Origin of the sequence: Mucilaginibacter inviolabilis (assembly GCF_011089895.1) — a bacterium.
In the GTDB taxonomy this organism is placed as follows: Bacteria; Bacteroidota; Bacteroidia; order Sphingobacteriales; family Sphingobacteriaceae; genus Mucilaginibacter; species Mucilaginibacter inviolabilis.
Genome location: NZ_JAANAT010000005.1, coordinates 240214 through 257867, shown reverse-complemented (window position 1 = coordinate 257867; position 17654 = coordinate 240214). Strand labels below are relative to the sequence as shown.

Here is a 17654-nt window from a genome sequence, read left to right as displayed (position 1 = left end):
AAATAGTAAATTAATAAAAAAATACCTGTTTAATAAATGCCTTGAAAAAAACCGGCTAAAGAAACATCAAAATAGTAACAAACTTTCCTTAAAGTATCTAATCTGATATCAATTTTGCCTGATTCTAAACGGGCTATATTGATGTTTGTTTCGGTAAAGAATTTCTCCTGGGTTACCTGATTCTGTCTTCTCAGGTTTTTAATCTGCAGGGCTACTTTTTTTTTAAAGGCTTCGTCGGAATTGTTAAGGTATTCAAAATCAGTAAGTAGCATAGGTAGTGTCGGCTTGGTTTATAAATTGGGTAATTACCCTTATGAAAAAATAAATAACTATAAGTATTTAAAAATGCGTAAAAATATTGATAATAATATATGTCTGAACAGATATTTACTGACGTTTAAGTTAGTGAAAAGTTAAAATTGTGGCAACAAAATTGTTTACTACAACTCGCCCTGCATTTGATCTGTGAAAAAAATTAAAAAATCATCTACCAATGAAAAACTTTTTTTGAATTCTCAGACGCCCAAGTTGAGATTTTTTGTTCTTTGTTTTGGGTTTAATCAATAGTTTAAATTAATTAGGGGAAAGGGAGCTTTGAAAAGAGCTCTCTTTTTTTATGCAATAAATTTGCTATGCGTGCATAGTAATTACTATATTTATTTTTTTAAATATTATGCAATTCGAATTTACAGAAGAACAACTCATGATACGCCAGGCGGCTCGCGATTTTGCACAAACAGAATTAAAGCCGGGAGTGATAGAACGCGACGAGCACCAAAAGTTTCCGGCCGAGCAAATAAAAAAGCTGGGCGAGCTGGGCTTTTTGGGAATGATGGTTTCGCCGCAATACGGAGGGAGTGGTATGGATGCCATATCCTACGTGTTGGTTATGGAGGAACTCTCTAAAGTTGATGCATCGGCATCGGTTGTGGTTTCTGTAAATAACTCGCTGGTTTGCTATGGCCTGGAGAAATATGGTTCTGAAGCGCAAAAACAAAAATACCTGGTGCCTCTGGCTAAAGGTGAAGTGATAGGGGCTTTCTGCCTTTCGGAGCCGGAAGCAGGATCTGATGCAACCTCGCAGCGTACCACCGCCATTGATATGGGCGATTATTACCTGGTTAATGGTACCAAAAATTGGATCACCAACGGAAATTCCGCATCAACTTATATTGTAATGGCCCAAACCGATGCTTCCAAAAAACATCACGGTATCAACGCGCTTATTATAGAGAAGGGCATGGAAGGCTTTACCATAGGTCCGAAGGAAAATAAGATGGGTATACGTGGATCTGATACGCACTCGCTGATGTTTACCGATGTGAAAGTGCCTAAAGAGAATCGTATAGGCGATGAGGGCTTCGGATTTAAATTTGCCATGAGCACACTGGAAGGTGGCCGTATAGGTATTGCCGCACAGGCATTGGGCATAGCATCTGGCGCCCATGAGCTGGCCGTTCAGTATGCCAAAGAACGTAAAGCCTTCGGTAAAACTATAGCCGATTTGCAGGCCATTCAGTTTAAACTGGCCGATATGGCTACCGAGATTGAAGCTGCCCGTTTATTATGCCTTAAGGCAGCCTGGTTAAAAGATCATGGCAAATCATATACACAGGCTGGCTCCATGGCCAAACTTTTTGCATCTGAAGTAGCTATGCGTACTACTGTCGAAGCTGTACAGATACACGGTGGTTATGGCTTTGTGAAAGAATATCATGTAGAGCGCTTGATGCGCGATGCCAAGATTACCCAGATATATGAAGGTACATCCGAAATTCAGCGGATTGTAATTTCTCGCGAAGTTTTGAAATAGTTCATAAAAGACAATTGCTCAGCAGGGGTGTCATGCTGAGCTCCGTCGAAGCATGGTGGGTAGGCCTCTGCGCTCTACCCTTCGACGGGGCTCAGGGTGACACCCTTTTTTGAACGTTACTTATTTGTCATATCTTTTCATTCGCTATAGTCCCCAAAGCTAAATAGTTTTGAAATAGCGGTCTGTTTTTATACTTTTGACAAAGTATATCAACTTAGTAGACTATTTTTAAAAATGAACTATAAATCGATCATCACAGCACTGATACTCGTTTTAACTTTACAGGCATCATTTGCGCAAACCAAACTTAAAACTGGGGTATGGCGCGGTGCCCTTAAAACAAAATCAGGTACAGATATTCCTTTCAATTTTGAGGTAAAAGATAATGCCGGCAAACAAGAATTGTTTGTGATAAACAGTACCGAGCGGCTGAAAGTAACCGATGTTGCTACCAAAGGCGATTCTGTATTTATCCACATGCCTTTGTTTGATTCGGAATTTAAGTTGAAACTGGATGCCGGTACCTTAAAAGGGAACTGGGTAAGACATTTGGGTGAACGTGATGCTTTAATTGAATTTTCGGCAGAGCCAAATACTTCCTGGCGTTTTACTTCAACGCCCGAAAAGCCTGCTTTTGACATCAGCGGGCGTTGGTCGGCCATAATTGGTGAGGGCGAGCGGGCCGATACCACCGTTGGCGAGTTTAAACAAACCGGCAACAAACTTACCGGTACCTTTTTAACCACCACAGGCGATTATCGTTTCCTGGAAGGATCGGTATCGGGCAATCAATTATATCTTTCCTGCTTTGATGGCGGGCATGCTTACACTTTTACCGCCACTGTTAAAGATGCACAAAGCATAACCGATGGCAAATTTGTAAGTGTAGGGTCGGTACAATCGTGGACAGCAGTAAAAGATGCGAATGCTAAACTGCCCGATGCCTATTCGCTTACTGCCCTGAAACCTGGATATAAAAAAATAGATTTCAGTTTTAAAGATATGAACGGCAAAGTGGTTTCTCTTCAGGATGCCCGTTATAAAAACAAAGTGGTTATTGTGCAGATACTGGGTTCATGGTGCCCCAACTGTATGGATGAAACTGCTTACATGGTAAACTACTATAAAAAATTTCAATCAAAAGGGGTAGAGGTTATAGGCCTGGCCTATGAGCGTACCAATGATTTTGAAAAATCAAAAAAAGCTTTGCAGCAAGTGAAAAACAGGTTTAATGTGCCTTATCCTTTGCTGATAACCGGTTACACCAGTAACAAGGTGGAAACGGCTAAGAGTCTGCCCATGCTGGCCAAAGTAGTTGGTTTCCCTACCACCATTATTATTGACAAAAGTGGCGATGTACGCAAAATACATACTGGTTTCAGCGGCCCCGGAACCGGCGAATATTATACCGAGTTTATCAGTGAGTTTGAAAAACTGACGAATGATTTATTGGCTGAGAGGGTAGAGGCCTCTAAGTAAAGCTTTTCTAGTCATTAAATATTAGGGCATGTCACCCTGAGCCTGTCGAAGGGCGCGCGTAGAGGCCTTTGCCCACGAGTCTTCGACAAGCTCAGACTGACAGGCTCTTTCTAATGATTCTCTTCCTCATCAATACCAGTAACCGGCGTCGCACCTGCCGTTTGCCCAACTCCAAAATAATCTTCCAGCTCGCTTAAGGTAGATGAATTGGTGGCGATATCTTTAATGATCACACCCTTTTCCATCAGCAGGATCCTGTCGCATACATCGGTAATGTGATTAAGGTCATGACTGGATACAATGGTGGTAATGCCTTTGCTTTTATTGGCGTCCTTCAGCATGTTTTTCAGTCTAAACTGTGTGCTGGGGTCGATATTGGCAAAAGGTTCATCCAGCATCAATAGTTGCGGGTTTTGCAACAGGCATGATGCCACACCAACCTTGCATTGGTTTCCTTTTGACAGGTCGCGGATGTATTTGCCCCGGCTTAATATCTCTCCATTAAAAAAATCACCTAAAGTAGCCAGCGTTTCATCAACCTGGGCACGATTTTGCTGATGCAGTCCGCCGATAAAATACAGGTACTCTTCTGGTGTAAGGTAGTCTATTAAAAAGCCCTCATCCAGGTACGATGCGGTGTACGTTTTCCAGTTTTCGTGCCCGGCAACCACTTCGCCGTTTGATAGTATTTCACCGCTTTCCGGGCGTATCAAATCCAATATCATGCGGAACAGCGTGGTTTTACCAGCGCCATTATTACCCACCAGACCAACACTTTCGCCTTTGGCTATGGTCAGGTGCGGAATATCAACAACAGTAACGTCGTTATATACTTTTTTTAGGTTTTTTATCTCAATCATATTATTTGTTTCTGAAGCCTTCGGCTATCTGGTATCTTTTAGAGTAATAGTCGGCTTCCAGTTGTTTTATCCAATAATTACGGGTTAGTATAAATAAAGAGGCAATAACTCCCAGAGCTATCAATCCCATATCAGGATGTTTAAAAACCATAAAAGGCAGGTAAACAAGGTATGGCGCCAAAATAAGCGGGAACGACAATAATAATTGTGTTGCGCCAACGCCTTCCCAATTAAATGATGCTCCTTTTGATAAGTCGATGCGTTTAAAATTGCGGTTGGCAAAAAATAATACCATTGTGGTATTGACGCCGATGTTCCATAAATACATTACAAAATGTACTACTACTATCTTCCAGCCAAAATAAGCGTAGGGCGTGGTTAATAAAAAGGCTACGGTTGATACCATGGTAAACAGCAGGTATTTGGCCTTTAAAAAATCAGAAAAACTAATGTTACTTACCAATATACCATCAAAATGCGATGCCTGCCAGCTAAACATGAATTGCCCATAGCTGATAATGAAGATACCTGTCATGAACATGCCCACAAAAATGTACCAATTTTGGCCATATAAATGGTTGGTATAAAATATAAGCCCGTAAAACATAAAGAACAAGCCCATAACCAGGGCCGAACGCGGTCGCTTATTACGGAGTATCAGTTTTATTTCGTTTGCGGCCAGGTCGCCAACAGCGCCAAAGCGTGCCAGCACCGGAATATCAGTACTGCTTTTATATATTTTTACTTTATGCGCGGTAAGTTCTTCCAGGTACATGTTTTGTTTCAGGTACAGGAAATTAAAATAGTACATCACAACGCCTAATACTAATGGTACAATGGCCAGAGCCGGAATAGCAACCAGGCGACCAAAAAAAGCATAAGATATATCGTGCAGGGAATATAAGTGCCATTTAAAATCGCAGGAGGTGATTAATATCAATACAACTGCAGAAACCAGGAAAACCCAACCGTTTAAGTTCGATTTTCTTTTGATGTATAGTGCCAGGTAATTATTAAAAACGGTGAGCCCGGCAATAGCTATGATAAAAGCAAGCGCGGTAACAAAACCAGAATCGGGAGCAATGATCTTGAATATAAATGGCAGAAACAATACAAAAGGCCACAGGTTAAATACCGAAAAGACGGCGGTCAGCGCCAGGTACCTTACCAGGGTGTTTCTTTTGATGGGGAGGTGCAGATAGGGTTGTACCCTTAAGGTAGGCAATTCCTGTAGCTGCAGCCGCATCAGCAAATCAAACAAAAAATAGATGAGCAGGATGCCGCAAAATGATTTAACCAGGTCGTCATTGGCAAATATTTCTCCGAGAAGCTTGTCTAAAAAAATGCCTACAAATAATACATTTAAAAATAAATAGAGAATGAGCAGCGCCATGACCACACGTATAGCAACGCTTTTACCTGTGTTTTTTGATCGCCAGAAAGCTTTTAATTCGTGCCTGATGAAAGTAGATACCATGGGCTGTTTAAAGTATTAGGTTAAGTAAGGGCTCAATATACAAAATAAGAAACAAGATAGGAGAGCCAGGATATAAGAATCAAGAGTCGGGAGACAAGAATGAAACAACGCCAGGAAATTAGCGGAGTAGATAAATTGCTTTAAAATATTAGTTGTAAGTGCATTAAACCAATATAAAAGAATTAGTCTATCAATTAAACAACAACTCATCTTTAACCCATGAAAACAGCAATTCTGATCCCGATATTGATTGTCGGCTCGGTTTATCATGCCTTTGCCCAGCAAAATGGCAAAACCAAACATATGACCATCTCTATTATGGAAACATACTCCGGGCGTGGGCACGCTCCCAATATGTTTATTACCCGGGATGATACGGCACAGGTTCAAAAATACGTAGAGTTTAATCTTCGCGCTAAAGCAAGCGAACAGGAGGCTGCCCATGAAAACCAGATCATGCAGCTATTGGAACCCTATTATGTTGATGGTTGGAAATTGATTACTACTTCCAGTGCAAAAATTCTGGGTGATGAAAATGTATCCCGGTTTTTCTTTACAAAAAAGGAATAAAGAATAGAGGCAAGATGTTAAAGTCAAGAATCAAGGGGGTGAAAATAAATGCGATTAACTTTTTCTCCTGTCCTGATTCTTGACTCTTATAGTCTTGAGTCTCTAAGCTAATATTTATACCTGTCGCCCCAGAGTTTTCTAAGTTTCTCTTTTGATTCGTTTTCTTTGGCATTATTGCCAGGCTGATAGATCTGGGTGCCGCGGAGGGCATCGGGTAAAAAATCCAGATCGGTAAAATTGCCTTCGTAGCTGTGGGCGTATTTATAATCCTTGCCATAGCCTATATTCTTCATGAGCTTGGTTGGCGCGTTTCGCAGATGCAGTGGCACGGGCAGATCGCCGGTTTGGCGTACCAATGCTATCGCCGCACCAATGGCAGTTGTGGCCGAATTACTTTTGGCTGAAGTAGCCAGGTAAATAGCCGTTTGTGATAATATCAGCTGCGACTCGGGCATACCTATCTTGTTAACCGCCTCAAAACAACTTTGGGCCAGTAAAAGAGCATTGGGATTGGCATTGCCAATATCTTCGGATGCCAGTATCAACATGCGCCTGGCAATAAATAAAGGATCTTCGCCGCCAACGATCATACGGGCCAGCCAGTACACGGCGCCATTTGGATCGGAACCCCGCATGGATTTGATAAAGGCCGAAATAATATCATAGTGCTGTTCGCCGGTTTTATCATACAGGGCCATGTTTTGCTGTACATGTTCCAGCACTACCTCGTTGGTTAAAACTATTTCGGGTGTATCAAAAGCATTGATCAGCAGCTCGAATATATTGAGCAGCTTACGGGCATCACCGCCGGAAAGGCGGAGCAACGCTTCATGCTCTTGGATAACGATCTTTTTATCTTTCAATATCACATCTTCCTTCATGGCCTTGTCAAGCAGGTTGAGCAGGTCCTCCTTGGCCAGCGGCTGCAGTATATATACCTGGCAACGCGATAGTAAAGCCGAGATCACCTCGAACGATGGGTTTTCGGTAGTGGCGCCAATGAGGGTTACTATGCCGCGTTCCACCGCACCCAATAACGAGTCCTGCTGCGATTTGGAGAAACGGTGGATCTCATCAATAAATAATATGGGTAATGTTTCGCCAAGATCTTTAAGCTGTGACGCTTTTTCGATTACTTCCCGAACATCTTTTACCCCCGAGTTAATAGCGCTCAGGGAGAAGAACGGCCGGTATAGCGACTGCGAAATAATATAAGCTAAAGTAGTTTTACCAACCCCCGGTGGCCCCCAGAATAACATGGATGGCAGCGAGCCCGATTCAATGGCTTTACGTAAAACCGCGCCCGGCCCTACAAGATGTTTTTGCCCCACATAATCGTCGAGCGATCCCGGGCGCATACGTTCGGCTAAAGGCGGCAGATTGTTCATAAAGGTAAAATTCAGAAAACTAAACGCTAAATCCTAAAAAAATTAGTAATTTAATCGACGCTAGTATCAACTCTATGTCATTGCGAGCGCAGCGTGGCAATCTCATCCCAAGCATAGGCTCGCGAGGAGATTGCTTCGTCGTTCCTCCTCGCAATGACATATTGGTTAATATCATTCACAACAAACCTATGTTAAAACAGTTCAACCATTCCAACTACCATTCTATTTGCGATAAGCTTGCCGAGGATGATGCCGACCTGGCCAATATCATCAAGGCACACGGTTACCCACCTCTATGGTCAAGGCCTAATACATTTGAAACTTTGGTGCACATTATCCTGGAGCAGCAGGTTTCGCTGGCCTCTGCTTTATCGGCATTGAATAAATTACGGGAATACATACAGGAGATCACCCCGGCAAGGGTATTGCTGCTCACGGATGAGGAATTTAAAGCCTGTTATTTCAGTCGGCAGAAAACCACGTATACCAAATACCTGGCTGAAGCTATCCTGAGCGGACAAATCAACCTAACCGAATTGGAACAATTGTCCGATGATGTGATCCGTGCCAAACTCACAGCCCTTAAAGGCATTGGCAATTGGACCGCCGATGTATACCTGATGTTTGTACTACAACATGCCGATATTTTCCCCATAGGTGATCTGGCCGCTGTGAATGCGCTGAAAAGAGTAAAATCGTTACCCAAAGAAACCACCCGCGAGGATGTGATAGCTATAGCCGAACAATGGGCGCCATACCGTACGGTGGCGAGTATGTTGTTGTGGCATTATTATCTGTCAGCGCCGAAGCCCCCTAACCCCCTAAAGGGGAATGAATAAAAAAGGTTACCCCCAGCTACTATAACAAACGCGTCATTGCGAGGTACGAAGCAATCTCTATGCTATGCAGAGCAAACTTTTATGGTCGACTTGCTTGTGTAGAGATTGCTTCGTACCTCGCAATGACGCGTTGAGATAAATAAAAAACGCGCAGACCAAAGGCCCGCGCGTTAAATGAGATTTTCAAAAGTTCCCCCTTTAGGGGGGTAGGGGGCTTACACGTTAAACAATCCGTTCCGTTCCTGCTCCTGGTAGTTTTGTACGGTTTCGATGGCGTTATCTATCACATCGCTCAGGGCAGTAATAAAAGTGCCGGGTTTGGCCAGACTCATGGCGTGTTTTATAGCATCCACTTCTTTGGGTACTACCTCTACAGGTTTGTTCACATCAACAGATTCGATACCTTCCTTAAGTAAACCAATGATGTTTTCGGCAGTACGACCGCGCAAGTGTTTTTCCTGGCGCAGGATGATATAATCAAACATTTCGGCCGATATTTTGCCCAACTCGCGGATGTCGTCATCGCGCCGGTCGCCGGTTCCGGCTATGATACCTATCTTAAGAGGTGAATCGATATGTTTTAAAAACTCTTTGATTCCATTATAGCCATCAGGATTATGCGCAAAGTCGATCATGAAGCGGAAGTCTCTAAACTCAAAGATGTTCATCCTGCCCGGTGTTTGCGCAGCTGATGGGATAAAGGTTTCCAGCGACATTTTGATGTCTTCAGTCTTAAAGCCCCATAAGAATGCGGCAAGTGTGGCTGCCAGCACGTTCTCGATCATGAAAGGAACGGTACCACCAAAGGTGAGCGGGATCAATATGGTGCGCTGCACGCGGATTTTCCAATCACCTTTTTGAATGGTGATGAACCCGTTTTCGCAGATGGCAGCTATGCCGCCTTTACGGCAATGCGATTTAATGATAGGATTGTTCTCATTCAAGCTGAAATAAGCAATGTTGCAATCGGCTTTATTGCCAATGCGTACACAATGCTCGTTATCGGCATTCAAGATACCCCAGCCATCTTTTTTTACCGAGTTCAACACCACGCTTTTTACGCGTGCCAGGTCGTCCAGCGAATGGATATCGGCCAGTCCCAGGTGATCTTCCTGGATGTTGGTTACCACACCTATATCGCAAAAGCCAAAACCCAGACCCGATCGCAGGATACCGCCACGGGCGGTTTCCAGAACGGCAAAGTCAACCGTAGGGTCGCGTAATATAAACTCGCTGCTTACCGGGCCGGTAGTATCACCCTTCAGCATCATGTTATTCTGTACGTAGATACCGTCTGATGTAGTAAAGCCTACCCGGTGACCGTTATTTTTTACAATATGGGCTATCAGACGTGTAGTAGTAGTTTTACCATTGGTACCGGTAACAGCAATAATGGGTATCCGCGCCGATTTACCGGTAGGATAAAGCATATCTAATACATGACCGGCCACATTGCGCGGCAGACCTTCGCTTGGGGCAATATGCATCCGGAAACCCGGCGCAGCATTTACTTCCAGCACCACACCGCCGTTTTCAGTAAGCGGCTCAGTCAGGTTTTCGGCCATGATATCGATACCACATATATCCAGCCCAATAATTTTGGAGATGCGCTCGCAGATAAAAATATTTTGCGGGTGCACATGGTCGGTCACGTCAACAGAAGTACCACCGGTGCTCAGATTAGCGGTTGATTTGACGAATACCTTTTCGCCTTTGGCCGGTACGGTTTCCAGCGTGTAGCCTTTTTTCTCCAGCAGATCGAGCGTATCGCGATCAATATCTATCAATGTTAAAACTTTCTCATGTCCGTAGCCACGGCGTGGGTCGGCATTTTCTTTGTCGATAAGCTCCTGTATGGTCAAACTGCCATCGCCGATAATATGGGCCGGATCGCGCAGGGCGGCGGCAACCATTTTATTATCGATCACCAGTACGCGGAAATCATAACCGGTAACAAAGCGCTCCACAATTACTTTGTATGATATTTTGGCAGCATGCTGGTACGCGGCAAGGGCCTCTTCTTCGGTTTTAATGTTGATAGATATGCCGCGCCCGTGGTTGCCGTTAAGTGGTTTAAATACCAAAGGGAATCCTATCTTGCGGATAGCTTCGGCCACACCCTCTATAGAAGATATGGTAATGCCTTTAGCAACCGGGATGGCCTGTTCCTGCAACATGCGCTTGGTTTCGTCTTTATTGCTGGCAATGTCAACAGCTATGCTGCTGGTTTTTTCGGTCATGGTAGCCCGGAAGCGTACCTGGTTTTTGCCGTAACCTAATTGTACCAGGGATTGATTGTTGAGCCTGATCCAGGGGATATCGCGGGCAATGGCTTCTTCTACAATAGAGCCGGTACTCGGACCCAGGCGCGTGTTTTCCCGTATCTCGCGCATTTGCTGTATATCAGCCTCCAATTGCAGGGTATAATCCTCGCCTGCAATTAAAGCCTCGGCTATGCGCACGGCAGATTCTGCGGCAAAAACACCCACTTTTTCTTCCAGGTAGGCAAACACTACATTATATACGCCTTTGGTTTTGGTTTCGCGGGTGCGGCCAAAGCCGGTATCCATGCCCGCCAGGGTTTGTATCTCCAGGGCGATGTGCTCTATCACGTGCCCCATCCAGGTTCCTGCTATTACCCGCTGAAAAAATCCACCGGGTACGCCAGGCGAACAACGGTGGCTGTACAGGCTGGGCAACAGCTTTTCGAGGCGGTCATAAAACCCCTCAATTTCATTGGTGGGTTGGTGCTCCATCTCCTGCAGGTCAAGCCGCATTTGTATTAATTTTTTACGACGGATGCTCCAGATGTTTGGTCCGCGTAACACTTGTATATTCTCGATCTTCATACCTTGGTTACAAAAATTTTAGCCGGCTTAATTTCTTTAAAACTATAAAACTTAATAGTGTAAATAAAACTTTTGAAGGTAAAAAGCATTAAATGTTCACAACAGTCTGCGTTTGTGCGGGTTTTTATCTTAATTTGTATTTAAAACCGGTTGATTAGGTGAAAAAGTTGACGGAGTAAATGGTTATTTATGGGATATTGCCCAATTTAGGCTAACTCGGTCGGCCTGAAATAGCCTGATCAGCCCCTTCAACTAAATATTAAGAACTATGACTGTCCCGAAAGGAAAACTAATCATTATAGGCGGTGCTGTTGATATGGGGAGTAACGTGACCATCCAGGAGCATATTTTGCAGCCCGATTATATTAAATTTTTTGAACAGGGAATTTTAAAGCGAATTATTACCGAATCTGATAAGCACGAAGGTTCATTAATTGAAGTAATAACCACGGCCTCGCAGATCCCCGAGCTGGTTGGCGACGAATATGTGAAAGCTTTTGGGCAGCTCCATGTAACTAATGTAAACGTATTACATATTAAAAGCCGGGAAGATGCAGCCAACCCGGAATATCTCGACAGGATCCGCAAGGCCGATGTGGTGATGTTTAGCGGGGGCGATCAATTAAGATTGACAGCCATTTTTGGCGGCACCGAATTTTTACAGATACTGAAGCAGCGCTATCAAAACGAAAATTTTGTCATCGCTGGTACATCGGCAGGAGCGGCTGCCGCTTCCACGCATATGATATACCGGGGGCAAAGCAACGAAGCCCTGATCAAAGGCGAAGTGCAGATCACTGCCGGTTTGGGTTTTATCGACTCGGTTATTGTAGATACCCACTTTGTGCAGCGTGGCCGTATTGGCCGGTTAATGTACGCGGTGGCCACCAACCCGGGTATTTTGGGTATTGGTTTGGGCGAAGATACCGGCCTGCTGATCACCGAAGGTAATATGATGGAGGCTATTGGCTCGGGATTAATTATCCTGGTAGATGGTCGTAATATTGTAGCCACTAATATTTATGATGTGGAGATGGGATCGCCGGTATCTATTGATAATTTGAAAGTACACGTGATGTCTATATTTGATATATACGATCTTGCCCAGCACCGTTTAATTATCAAAAAAACACTTAAAGTAGAAGAAGGCGTTTTTATACAAGCGCCGGATAGCGATTTGTTACAATAAAAAGCAATTATTTAAGTATATTATAATTAGGGCCTGCGCGATTCCCCTCTTGAGAGGGGGAGGGGTGTGTTCTTCACTTAAAACTAACACACCCCGCCACAACACAAAAACCACGCGCCCCCTCTCAAGAGGGGAGCAGAAAAGGCATGTAATCTTATTATAACCTAAGCTTTATTATACCGGTTTCGGTGGATTTATTATATAATTGAACCTACTATGAAAATCATTATACACGGCGGTTTCTTTAGTGAATCGCGAACCAACCAGGAAGTAAAGCAGGCCAAGCAACAGGCTTTAAAAGAAATAGTAGAGGCCGGTCATAAATACCTGCAAACGCATAACGCGCTGGAAACGGTGGTGTACACGGTTAGGCTGCTGGAAGATTGCGACCTGTTTAACGCCGGTACCGGTTCGCAAATACAAAGCGATGGCAGGATTAGATTAAGCGCCTCTTTGATGGATGGTAAAACGCAGCGTTTTTCGGGCGTGATCAATATTGAGGATGTTAAAAACCCTATTTGTATAGCCGAGAAGCTGATGGCTTATGACGACCGGGTGCTGAGCGGTAAAGGGGCGCGTGATTTTGCCACCGAAAATGGTATAGGTTATTATAATCCCGAAACACCGCAACGCAGGCAGGAGTACGAGCAAAAACTACGCGACTCTATCCGCCTGGGTACCGTAGGCTGTGTGGCGTTGGATATTTATGGCGACCTGGCAGCAGCTACCTCAACCGGTGGCAAAGGTTTTGAGATTCCCGGGCGCGTGAGCGATTCGGCCACTACTGCCGGTAATTATGCCAATGCATATGCAGGTATATCCTGTACCGGCGTGGGTGAGGATATTGTAAGCGGTTCTGTTGCATCAAAAATTGTTACCCGGGTTACCGATGGTATGCCTATATCTGTAGCAGCTCATAAATCATTGGATGAATTAAAACCCTTTGACGGTTTTGCGGGCATCATCGGAATATCATCCGACGGTCATATTTATCATGCCGATACCCATCCCTACATGGTTTGGGCCCTGCATGACGGCGATGTAGAGGTTTTTGAATAAAGCAACTGTTTAAAACGGAGATTATTCATTGCCGGTGACTTTAGTCAACGGTAAAAAGAAACTGTTAAGACGGGCTTCAGCCCAATTATCTAAGCGGTATTTTGGCTAAAGCCATTTGTTTCTCCGTCACCATTCCGTTGACTAAAGTCAACGGCAATGATTTTTACATGATAGATAAATAATCTGAATCAAACTCAAATGGCTTTTTTTGAATAAAAATTAAAATAATTAATTATAACATTAGTTAATTTACTACGTTTAAGTAGCTACGTGTAGCATTTACCCCACCCCAGGTATTGCATAACTGTAATATTATATTATTATATTTGTTTGCTAATTAATTTAATTAAGCCCGTTAAAAAGATTAAATGAGAATCATTTTACTTGTATTCTTATGTTCACTTAGCCTTTCTGCATCTGCACAGTGGTATAAGTACAACCCTTTCAGAAAGCATGAACGCTATCCGCAGATTGCGCTTTTGAAGGATCACTCCATCAAAAGATTACCCGTTGCACAGATTACAAAACCCAAAATCATGTATGCTCAAATAGAGCGTACTCCGTATGCCCTTTTCCTGATGGAGGCGTCGGTAATGAAAACAGCACAGCATAATATGCGTTTCCGGGTTTATAATTCGGCCAGCTATAATTTCAGCGATCTGGCTCAAATGTATCTGAAACAGAACAGGCTGTCAGAGGCTAAATGGTATTTGCTGCAAAGTTTGCAGATATCGCGCCAGCAAAATGATAGCCGGCATACCATCACTAACCTCATTAACCTGGCCGCGGTAAAAACCGGCTATGGCGATTTTCCGCAAGCTAAACAGGACCTGATAGAAGCCCGTACCCTGGCCAGTTCATTAGGCCTTACCATGGATGTAGCCGCAGTTGATAAACAAATGCGTTACCTGGAAGAGAACAAAACCCGCCTGAAAACCGAGATTCGTTACGCCGAAACGACTGATAGTGACGGCAATTCAGCTATAAAGTAAAAATTTTATGTAACAATAGCGTAAAATGCTGGTAGTTATATACTACAAGCAAAACATTATCGTATAATTGTTATTGTAATTAAGAGACAGTATTTCACTGTCTCTTTTTATTTACATTAGCAAATTAATAAAAGGCACAAGTATTGATGTTTTACACAAACCCCGACTTAACTACAGTAAAAGATATGTTTAAGAAAGTATATTTAGTATTGCTATTGGCTGCCGCACTTGCTTGTAAAGCGTCGCCGTCAAAACCAATAAAAGTCCCAGGCTCAACCGATTTGCAACCCGACGAACAGCAAAGCGTTGTTTGTAAGCAGATCACTTCACTGATATTGAATCACAACTACAAAAAGGTTGACCTGAATGATTCTATTTCAACCGTGGTTTTTGATCGTTACATTAAACTGTTGGACGAAAACCACAGCTATTTTTTAGCATCTGATATCAAAGATTTTGAAAAATATAAAACCGTTTTAGACGACGATCTGAAAAGCGGGAATTTGAATAATGCGTTTTATATATTCAACGTATTTCAAAAAAGGTATCTGGAGCATGTAAACTATTCTTTGGCGCAGATCAATTCAAACTTTGATTTCAATAAAGATGAAAACTTTGTTTATGATCGTGATAAACTGCCATGGCCGGCTACACAGGCTGATATGGACGCCATGTGGACACAACGTGTAAAATACGATCTGTTGAATTTAAAATTGGCCAACAGCGATATGGCTAAAAATAAGGAAACGCTTAAAAAACGTTACCAGAATTTATTAACGCAGGCCAATAAGCTATCCAACCAAGATGTTTTCCAGTACTTTATGGATGCCTTTACCGAGGCTATTGATCCGCACACTAATTACTTTAATCCATCAAATGCGGCCAACTTTAATATCGAAATGTCGCGCCAGTTGGAAGGTATCGGCGCTTCGCTGCTTACCGAAAACGAATATGTGACTATAAAAACAGTAGTTCCGGGTGGTCCGGCAGATAAAAGCCACCAGGTTAACATCAACGACCGTATAGTAGGTGTGGCCCAGGGCAAAACCGGCGAATTCCAGAATATCATAGGCTGGAGGGTTGATAATGCTATTGCCATCATCCGCGGATCAAAAGGTACCGTAGTTAAATTGGAAATATTACCAGCAGGTGCAGGTGCCGGCAGCAAACCAAAAATTGTTGAACTGGTACGTGAAAAGATCATCCTGAAAGATCAATCGGCCAAAAAAGAGATCCGTACTTATAACAGCAATGGTAAAGCGGTTAAAATAGGGGTGATATCTATCCCGGCTTTCTATATCGACTTTAACGATTATAAAGCAGGTAACCCGAATTACAAAAGCACCACCCACGATGTTAAGCTGATACTGGACACCCTGAAACAACAAAATGTAGACGGTGTGATCATTGACCTGCGCGAAAATGGCGGTGGATCTTTAATGGAAGCCATTGAGCTTACCGGTTTATTCGTTAAAACCGGTCCGGTAGTACAGGTTAAAGATACCCAGGGTCAGATAGAGGTAGATAAAGATGATGATCCTGCAATAGCCTATTCAGGTCCGTTGAGTATCCTGGTTGATCGTTTCAGTGCATCAGCATCCGAAATATTTGCCGGGGCGATACAGGATTATGGTCGTGGTATTATCATGGGTTCACAAACTTATGGTAAAGGATCGGTTCAAAGCGCTATTGATCTGGACAGGGTTTTAGGTTCGCCGATACGTGATAAAATTAACCAGCTGGCAGGCGCCGCAACTGGAGGGAAGAAACCAATATCAACCGGCAGCCAAAGCACTTACGGACAGCTTAACCTTACTATTGCCAAGTTTTACCGCATCAGTGGTAATTCAACACAGCATAAAGGGGTAACACCGGATATTTCATTCCCATCATTAATTCCGCTGGATAAATATGGTGAGGATACCGAGCCTTCGGCTATGCCATTTGATATCATCGCTAAAACTGATTATACCAAAGTAGGCAACTTTAATACGGTTTTACCGCAGCTGCAGAAACTGCATGATCAGCGTATGGCTACCAGCGATAGCTATAAATATATGCTGGAAGATATTGCCGATTTCAAAAAACATGATGCCGAAGACAGCGTAACCCTGAACGAAGCCGCCCTAAAGAAACAACGCGATGCCGACGAAAAGAAAGCATTTGAACGTAATAACCTGCGTAGGATAGCTTTCGGTTTACCGGCCCTTAAAAAAGGACAAACCAAACCCAAAGATGAGGATCTGGATTTTGTAAAAAAAGAAGCCGGCCAGATCATGACCGACTACATTAGCCTGGAGCCCAAACTAACCAGCACCGGGATGAAACCATAAGCCTCAAAGGCTGAATGCACAAATTTCAAATGTGCAGATATGCAAATGATCAGAAAAGCAGGCAATAAAAAAATCTGCACATCTCAAATTTGCACATCTGCACATTTTTTTTGAACTAACCGCCGTCCGGTTTTTACTTTCAATTGTTGAGGTGACATTATCTGTGGATGATTATATTTGGCCATAGACGATCATAAATCATACATAATGGTAGTTATCAAAAGGATACAATCAAATTATAGTCTGATACTCCGGGCTAAAATATTTTTCTTTTTTAAGAAAAGTATCTGGCGGTATTTATTGGGAATGTTGCTGCTTGCCTGGGTTTGTCCGTTAAATCAATTGGGTGTTATTATTTCGGCATTGGTTTATTTCCTGGTCTTTATTGTCGTGATCCTGATCCCTGTATACCATTTTAGTTCAAAGATGATGGCAAAAAGGAGTTCCTTTGACGCCGATGTTGAATTTAATGAGCAAAATATCATCATCAAACATCGAAATAAAGATCTATCGGAGGTAAAAGAATGGAAGGCATGGGTAAAGCAAATAGATATCAGGAGCAGTGCTGTTTTTATTGTGGTGAACCAGCCGTACCGCTTTGTGATCATATTTCAAAAAGATAAGCTATCTGCAGATGAATTGCAGTTCTTTAGCAAGGTTAGGGATGAACTATCGCGCTAAAGGGCAACGGGCTGTGCAATGCGCATTAATACATACCGCCGGATGATTGATTGTTTTTACAGATTCTGCTGTGATTAATTCATCAAATCAAAAGTTCCCCCCTTTAGGGGGTTAGGGGGCAAACC

Annotated in this window: 14 protein-coding genes; 9 read left to right on the top strand and 5 right to left on the bottom strand. The window is 43.1% G+C overall.

Features of this window, described 5'->3' with window-relative positions; all coding sequences use genetic code 11:
* Positions 1 to 29 precede the first annotated feature (29 nt).
* Positions 30 to 272: a helix-turn-helix domain-containing protein gene (locus G7092_RS27765; RefSeq protein WP_076373966.1), complete on the bottom strand. Its 243-nt coding sequence runs from the start codon at positions 270 to 272 to the stop codon at positions 30 to 32.
* Positions 273 to 673: 401 nt separating this feature from the next.
* Between G7092_RS27765 and G7092_RS27760 the strand changes: the two genes are divergently transcribed.
* A complete protein-coding gene (locus G7092_RS27760; RefSeq protein ID WP_166095024.1) occupies positions 674 to 1813 on the top strand; it encodes an acyl-CoA dehydrogenase in 1140 nt (379 codons plus the stop codon).
* A gap of 234 nt (positions 1814 to 2047) precedes the next feature.
* The gene (locus G7092_RS27755; RefSeq protein WP_166095021.1) at positions 2048 to 3292 is read left to right on the top strand and encodes a peroxiredoxin family protein; all 1245 of its coding nucleotides are present in this window, start codon (positions 2048 to 2050) and stop codon (positions 3290 to 3292) included.
* 110 nt (positions 3293 to 3402) lie between these two features.
* On the opposite strand, the gene G7092_RS27750 is transcribed toward G7092_RS27755, so the two are convergent.
* Positions 3403 to 4152 carry an ABC transporter ATP-binding protein gene (locus tag G7092_RS27750; RefSeq protein WP_166095019.1) on the bottom strand — a complete coding sequence of 250 codons (750 nt, stop codon included), beginning with the start codon at positions 4150 to 4152 and terminating at the stop codon, positions 3403 to 3405.
* Between the two features lies 1 nt (position 4153).
* A complete protein-coding gene (locus tag G7092_RS27745) occupies positions 4154 to 5629 on the bottom strand; it encodes a DUF5687 family protein (protein WP_166095017.1) in 1476 nt (491 codons plus the stop codon).
* Between the two features lie 219 nt (positions 5630 to 5848).
* Between G7092_RS27745 and G7092_RS27740 the strand changes: the two genes are divergently transcribed.
* Positions 5849 to 6199 (top strand): hypothetical protein, encoded by a 351-nt coding sequence (locus tag G7092_RS27740; RefSeq protein WP_166095014.1) that lies wholly within the window; start codon positions 5849 to 5851, stop codon positions 6197 to 6199.
* A 107-nt stretch (positions 6200 to 6306) separates the two neighbouring features.
* On the opposite strand, the gene G7092_RS27735 is transcribed toward G7092_RS27740, so the two are convergent.
* Positions 6307 to 7587: a replication-associated recombination protein A gene (locus G7092_RS27735; protein WP_166095012.1), complete on the bottom strand. Its 1281-nt coding sequence runs from the start codon at positions 7585 to 7587 to the stop codon at positions 6307 to 6309.
* Between the two features lie 188 nt (positions 7588 to 7775).
* Here G7092_RS27735 and G7092_RS27730 point away from each other — a divergent pair, with 188 nt between their 5' ends.
* Positions 7776 to 8426, top strand: a complete 651-nt coding sequence (locus tag G7092_RS27730; protein ID WP_166095010.1) for a DNA-3-methyladenine glycosylase family protein — start codon at positions 7776 to 7778, stop codon at positions 8424 to 8426.
* 215 nt (positions 8427 to 8641) lie between these two features.
* On the opposite strand, the gene cphA is transcribed toward G7092_RS27730, so the two are convergent.
* Positions 8642 to 11275, bottom strand: coding sequence for a cyanophycin synthetase (gene cphA / locus G7092_RS27725; RefSeq protein ID WP_166095008.1), 2634 nt, complete (start codon positions 11273 to 11275; stop codon positions 8642 to 8644).
* A 268-nt stretch (positions 11276 to 11543) separates the two neighbouring features.
* Here cphA and G7092_RS27720 point away from each other — a divergent pair, with 268 nt between their 5' ends.
* The 5 genes from G7092_RS27720 to G7092_RS27700 all read left to right on the top strand — a co-directional run bounded on the left by G7092_RS27720 (position 11544) and on the right by G7092_RS27700 (position 17529).
* Entirely contained in the window at positions 11544 to 12464 is a 921-nt protein-coding gene (locus tag G7092_RS27720) for a cyanophycinase (protein WP_166095006.1), read from the top strand.
* Positions 12465 to 12680: 216 nt separating this feature from the next.
* Entirely contained in the window at positions 12681 to 13523 is an 843-nt protein-coding gene (locus G7092_RS27715; RefSeq protein WP_166095004.1) for an isoaspartyl peptidase/L-asparaginase, read from the top strand.
* Positions 13524 to 13891: 368 nt separating this feature from the next.
* Positions 13892 to 14515, top strand: a complete 624-nt coding sequence (locus tag G7092_RS27710) for a tetratricopeptide repeat protein (protein ID WP_166095001.1) — start codon at positions 13892 to 13894, stop codon at positions 14513 to 14515.
* 185 nt (positions 14516 to 14700) lie between these two features.
* Positions 14701 to 16848 (top strand): carboxy terminal-processing peptidase, encoded by a 2148-nt coding sequence (locus tag G7092_RS27705; protein WP_166094999.1) that lies wholly within the window; start codon positions 14701 to 14703, stop codon positions 16846 to 16848.
* A gap of 207 nt (positions 16849 to 17055) precedes the next feature.
* Complete coding sequence (locus G7092_RS27700) at positions 17056 to 17529, top strand: hypothetical protein (RefSeq protein ID WP_166094997.1); 474 nt, start codon at positions 17056 to 17058, stop codon at positions 17527 to 17529.
* The last annotated feature ends 125 nt before the right edge of the window (positions 17530 to 17654 follow it).